Genomic DNA, 6168 nt, shown 5'->3' with positions numbered 1-6168 from the left:
GGTCGAAGATAATGAACAGGATTGCCACGAGATAATAACGCACGTCGAATTTCATTCGCGCATCTTCGAAGGCTTCAAATCCACACTCATAAGGTGAATCTTTTTCTGCGTCCGGCCGCCGAGGTCCGAGCACGATGCCGGCAAGTAGCGGCACCAAACCGAACACCGCTGCCACGACGAGAAAGATCAGGATTGGCAAATAGTTTTCCAGCATAAACTGATCTCTCCCGTGGTGCGTCTTTGCCGCTTGTTGCTTGCGCTACCCACAGCGATAGGCAAGCCATATAGCCCTCGGCAAAGCCGAGTCATCACAAATTGTGGTGCCGATGGCCGGACTCGAACCGGCACAGCTTTCGCTACCGCCCCCTCAAGACGGCGTGTCTACCAATTCCACCACATCGGCGAATTCAACCGCGCCTCCCATGATCCGTTCGCCGGGCGCGCAGGCGAAGGACATACGGCCGATCTCGCGCATGACCGCCGCCATTCTATACTCTGAGTTCGCTAGTTCCCAGGTTCTTCGTCTGCGACTTCAGGCGGAAGATCTGGGATGTTGTTTACTTCCGTCTCCACCGGCGGAAGCTCCTGCTCGGAGGGCGAAGTGGTCGGTTCCAGCACCTGATCCACGACACTCGTCGGACCGCTGCGGTTTGCGTAAAGCCAACCCAGCCCCAAACTTGTGAGAAAAAACAAAACGGCCAATACGGCAGTGGTGCGACTGAGGAAGTTCGCCGCGCCCCGGGCGCCAAAAACGGTTGCGGAGGCACCGCTGCCAAAAGCAGCCCCGGCATCCGCGCCTTTACCCTGCTGCAAGAGCACGAGCGTGATGATACCTGCCGCCAGCGCAAGATGTACAAGTAGGAGAATAATTTCCATGCGTTAACCGATTAAATCCCAACCGCCGCTTCAGCGATCGCCAAAAAGGAGTCCGCCTGCAGCGAAGCACCACCGATCAATCCGCCATCGATATCCGGCATGTGGAACAACTCTGCCGCATTGTCGGACTTGACACTGCCGCCGTACAGGATGCGAATCGTGGCGGCCAAAGCTTCATCTCCCCCGCCGACCCACTCGCGAATATACGAATGGACAGACTGGGCCTGTTCCGGCGTTGCCGTTTGACCGGTGCCAATGGCCCAAACAGGCTCGTAGGCAATCACCAAATCTTGAAAAATCGTCATGCCCGCCAAAACTTTCACAACCGATAACTGACGTTCGATCACTTGCTCGGTAACACCTGATTCCCGCTCAGCGAGCGTTTCACCGACACATAAAATCGGCGTCAATCCCTGCTGCACCGCTTGCGATGCGCGCGCGGCAACCAGTTCATCACTCTCGCCGTAAATATGGCGGCGCTCGGAATGGCCAACGATGGCGTAACTACACCCCGCTTCGCGGAGCATCGACGCGGAAACCTCTCCCGTAAAGGCGCCACTGGGCTGATCCGCCACGTTCTGTGCGCCGAGGGAAATTTTGCTTCCGGCTAGCTGTTCGGCGATTTGCGTCAGATACACAAATGGCGGACAGACCAGCAAATCGACATCGGAGATCTTTGCAGCACCGGCATGAATCGCAGAGACCAACTGTTGGTTCTCGGCCCGGGAACCATTCATCTTCCAGTTGCCGGCGACTAGCGGTTTGCGCACAGTTCTTCTCCAATCTACGTGCTGCGGTCAGACAGAGGCTGCCTGAACCGATCACAACGATCAAACGGTGCGAAAGCTTACCGATCCAGCGCCAATAAAGCAATTTGAGAACAACGACTGATGACCGAAACAACCGCTCGGACATACCCCTTCGCAAGCGCATGGCCTGCTTACGTGCGGCAGGCCGCCACAGATTGACTCGGACGGGCGCTCAGAGCGCGGATCGGATCACGCTTGCAATGCGCTCGGCATAGCCTCGAACTGCGTCAGAATGCTGACCCTCGACCATTATCCTTACCAGTGGCTCGGTACCGGACGGCCGCAGCACAACCCGCCCACGGGCACCCAATTCGGTTTGCACCTGTTCCGTCACTTCTCGGACTTCCGCGCAACTCATTGCCGCAGAGGCATTGGTTGTTTTCACATTGATTAGAACTTGCGGCAACCGCCCCATGACCCTTGTCAGATCCGCAAGACCCCGGCCGCTGGCTATCATGGCACCGAGAACCTGCAAACTGGCGACGATGCCGTCACCGGTGCTGGTTCGATCCAAACAGATCACGTGGCCTGACGGCTCCCCGCCGAGTACACCGTCATGCTCACGCAACTTCTCGAGCACAAATCGGTCACCGACAGCCGCACGCACGAAATCGATACCTGCATCCCGCAGGGCTAACTCGAGGCCTAGATTACTCATTAGCGTTCCGACCACCGGGCCGCGCAACCGATTAGCCCGTTTCATGGCCGTAGCGATGATGAACAACATTTCGTCACCGTCCACCAACCGGCCATCCCCGTCGACCAGCAACGCCCGGTCGCCGTCGCCATCGAGAGCCACGCCCAGGTCCGCACCCGATTCCCGAACCAGATTTTGCAAGGCCTGGGGGTGGGTCGAACCACAGCCGTCGTTGATATTCAAACCATCGGGCTGGACCCCCATCGTAACCACGTCGGCCCCCAGTTCAGAAAAAACATGGGGTGCGATCTGATAAGTGGCTCCATGGGCGCAATCAAGCGCAATCTTCATGTCTTTGAGATTGACACCCGGATCGAGCGTGGACTTGCAGAACTCCACATAACGCCCTTGGGCATCGTTGATTCGAGACACCTTCCCTAGTTGAGCAGACTCCACAGTGCAAAGCGACGAGTCCAGTGCGCGCTCGATGGCCAACTCCATTTCGTCGGAAAGTTTGCCGCCCGCGGGGGTAAAAAACTTGACTCCGTTGTCCTCGAACGGATTGTGAGATGCGCTGATCACGACACCGGCGCTGGCACGAAAGGTTTTGGTCAAATACGCCACACCCGGTGTCGGCATCGGGCCTAGGAGTTTGACATTCACTCCCGCCGCCGAGAGTCCGGCTTCCAAAGCGGATTCGAACATATATCCGGAAATACGCGTATCCTTCCCGATCAGAACAGTGGCCGGACCGTTACGCGTCAGGACACCGCCTACAGCCTGCCCCAACCTGAGTACAAAATCGGGACTCATCGGTTGAGCACCGACCCGTCCGCGAATACCGTCCGTTCCAAAATATCGCTTACTCACTCGTCGCCTTCTCCTGGCTAAAATCCTCTGGTGGCCGATCCGCTTCCATCACCGCTCGGCACACCTTGAGTGCATCACACGTTGCCAATACGTCGTGGACCCGAACTAATCGGGCACCGCGCTCAACTGCCAAGACAGTCGCCGCGACACTGCCAAAAACCCGCTCGCCAACGGGCCGGTCTCGGAGCAACCGTCCAATCATCGATTTGCGTGACAAACCGACCATCACCGGAAAGCCCAAATCGGCGATCGACTCAAGATCTGCAAGCAATTCGAGATTGTGTTCCAGCGTCTTGCCGAACCCGAAGCCGGGATCCAGGATCATCCTATTTTGCGGAAACCCCGCATCCATCAAGCATTCCACCCGCTTGGTGAGAAAGCGAACCACATCGTTAACAACTCGGCGGTAACTTGGCCCCAGTTGCATCGTGCGCGGCTCACCTTGCATATGCATCAGGCAAACCGGCACATCACTTGCGATCGCCGCGTCGATGGCCCCCGGTTCAGTCAGCGCCCGAACATCGTTAATCATGCCCGCACCCGCAGCGACAGCGGCTTTCATCACCGCCGGCTTACTGGTATCCACCGACACAGGTATATGCAAACGTTGAGATAAGACCTCGATCACCGGAATCACGCGATCGAGCTCTTCGCGCTCACTCACCGGAGACGCGCCAGGTCGTGTCGACTCTCCTCCAACATCAATAATCGCAGCGCCTTCGGCTTGCATAGACTCGGCCTGTTCGATAGCCGCGCCCAAAGTGACAAATCGCCCGCCGTCAGAGAAAGAATCGGGCGTGACGTTAAGAACGCCCATCACCTGCGGGACGCTGAGATCCAAAATTTTCCCGCCACAATCCAGCAACACGATCGAATCCAAACTCCTGATAACCCGAACGTCTCAAACGACCCGCGAACGAGAGACCACTAACCCAATACAAAAAAGCCGGCGGCTATTTGCCACCGGCTTGTGTCTATGCACTAAGCACTCTCAGGTGTAAGCTCAGCCCGCAGGACCGGGAAGATTATCAGCCGGCCGGCCTGCAGGGGAAGCAGGCTTTTCAGGCGCCACCACCTTACCGGACGGCCCGGAGTCATCGTCCGTACCAGCCCAACCTTTGGGCGGGCCGGGTTCACGTCCTTCCATGATCGCGTCAATCTGGTCACGATCGATGGTTTCATACTTCATCAGCGCGTCGGCCATGAGATGCAACTTTTCAGTATGCTCTTCCAGAATATTTTTCGCGCGCTCGTAGTTGCGATCAATAATTACTCGAATTTCCTCATCAATCGCATGCGCGGTGTCGTCGGAAATAGCGGCAGCGCGTCCGCCTTGCATCGGCGAATTCAGGTAGGAAGCCTGATCTTCTTCGCTATACGCCAGAGGACCGAGTTTCTCGGACAGCCCCCACTTAGTCACCATGTTTCTAGCGATCTCCGTGGCACGCTCAATATCGTTGGACGCACCGGTGGTCACCGCGTCGGCGCCGAAAATCAACTCCTCGGCCAAACGACCGCCGAACAGACTAGAAAGTTGGCTTTCCAAACGGCGCTTGCTGTAGCTGTAACGATCATCTTCCGGCAGAAACATCGTGACGCCCAACGCCCGACCTCGCGGCATGATGCTGATCTTATAGACAGGATCATGCTCCGGCACCGTCAAGCCAACGATCGCGTGACCGGCTTCATGATAGGCGGTCAACCGCTTTTCATCCTCACTCATGACCATGGAGCGCCGTTCGGCACCCATCATGATCTTATCCTTCGCCTTGTCGAATAGATCCTGAGTCACCAGTCGCCGATTGGCCCGCGCAGCAAGCAAAGCAGCTTCGTTCACGAGGTTGGCCAAATCGGCCCCAGAAAACCCAGGCGTTCCGCGGGCAATGATGGCCGGATTCACATCGTCCCCAACGGGAACCTTTCGCATATGCACTTTCAGGATCTGCTCCCGTCCGCGCACATCGGGCAGACCCACAACCACTTGCCGGTCGAAGCGGCCCGGGCGCAAAAGCGCTTTGTCGAGCACGTCCGGCCGATTGGTGGCCGCAATAACGATGACACCTTCGTTGCCTTCGAAACCGTCCATTTCCACCAACAGCTGGTTCAGCGTTTGCTCACGTTCGTCGTGCCCGCCGCCCAAACCGGCGCCACGATGACGGCCCACTGCGTCGATCTCATCGATGAAGATGATGCAAGGGGCATGTTTCTTGGCCTGATCGAACATATCCCGAACGCGCGAGGCGCCGACGCCAACAAACATTTCGACAAAATCGGAACCGGAAATGGTGAAAAACGGAACTTTCGCTTCTCCGGCTATGGCGCGGGCCAGCAGCGTTTTCCCGGTACCCGGTTGCCCCACCATCAAAATTCCGCGCGGAATTTTTCCGCCGAGCCGTTGAAACTTACTCGGGTCGCGCAAGAACTCGACGAGCTCGACCACTTCTTCCTTCGCTTCGTCGCAACCAGCGACATCGGAAAAAGTGACCTTAACCTGGTCCTCCGCCAACATGCGCGCCTTACTTTTCCCGAAAGACAACGCCCCGCGACCACCGCCGCCGCCTTGCATTTGGCGCATGAAGAAAATCCAAACGCCGATCAACAGCAGGAAGGGGAACCAGGAGATAAAAATCTGCATCAGCAAAGACTGCTGCTCAGGCTCCCGGCCGATGATAGTGACATTCTGCTCCAACAAATCGCCAATCAAGGCGCTGTTGTCGGTCTCCGGGCTATAGGTCGTAAATTGTTCGCCAGTAGCCAATTGACCGGTAATTTTTCGTCCGTCGAATTCGACGCGTGTCACAACGCCGTCTTCAACTTGGCCTAAGAACTGCGAATAAGGCACCTGTTGGGCCTGTTGCGTACGCGTACCAAAGCCGTTGAATACAGACATGAGGACCACGGCAATGATGATCCATAAGATGAGATTTTTAGCCATGTCGCTCAAGGTGAGACCCTCTTGAACAAAGATATTTCGGC

General features: G+C 56.8%; 6 protein-coding genes and 1 tRNA gene. All 7 read right to left on the bottom strand.

Annotation, left to right across the window (positions count from 1 at the left end; all coding sequences use genetic code 11):
- On the bottom strand, positions 1-214 hold a 214-nt coding region (gene ndhC, locus SVU69_12205), incomplete at its 3' end, for an NADH-quinone oxidoreductase subunit A (GenBank protein ID MDY6943758.1).
- Between the two features lie 104 nt (positions 215-318).
- Positions 319-403, bottom strand: a tRNA-Leu gene (locus SVU69_12200).
- Positions 404-504: 101 nt separating this feature from the next.
- Positions 505-876, bottom strand: a complete 372-nt coding sequence (gene secG, locus SVU69_12195; protein ID MDY6943757.1) for a preprotein translocase subunit SecG — start codon at positions 874-876, stop codon at positions 505-507.
- 11 nt (positions 877-887) lie between these two features.
- The gene (gene tpiA / locus SVU69_12190; GenBank protein MDY6943756.1) at positions 888-1646 is read right to left on the bottom strand and encodes a triose-phosphate isomerase; all 759 of its coding nucleotides are present in this window, start codon (positions 1644-1646) and stop codon (positions 888-890) included.
- Between the two features lie 211 nt (positions 1647-1857).
- Positions 1858-3192 carry a phosphoglucosamine mutase gene (gene glmM, locus SVU69_12185; GenBank protein ID MDY6943755.1) on the bottom strand — a complete coding sequence of 445 codons (1335 nt, stop codon included), beginning with the start codon at positions 3190-3192 and terminating at the stop codon, positions 1858-1860.
- The gene (gene folP / locus SVU69_12180; protein MDY6943754.1) at positions 3185-4009 is read right to left on the bottom strand and encodes a dihydropteroate synthase; all 825 of its coding nucleotides are present in this window, start codon (positions 4007-4009) and stop codon (positions 3185-3187) included. Before folP ends, glmM begins: the two co-directional genes overlap by 8 nt.
- Before the next feature lie 186 nt (positions 4010-4195).
- Positions 4196-6127: an ATP-dependent zinc metalloprotease FtsH gene (gene ftsH / locus SVU69_12175; GenBank protein ID MDY6943753.1), complete on the bottom strand. Its 1932-nt coding sequence runs from the start codon at positions 6125-6127 to the stop codon at positions 4196-4198.
- Positions 6128-6168: the final 41 nt, after the last annotated feature.

The sequence above is a fragment of the Pseudomonadota bacterium genome, assembly GCA_034189865.1.
Lineage (GTDB): Bacteria > Pseudomonadota > Gammaproteobacteria > UBA5335 > UBA5335 > JAXHTV01.
Note: the sequence above shows the minus strand (reverse complement) of the source record. Positions and strands in the feature narration are given on the sequence as shown.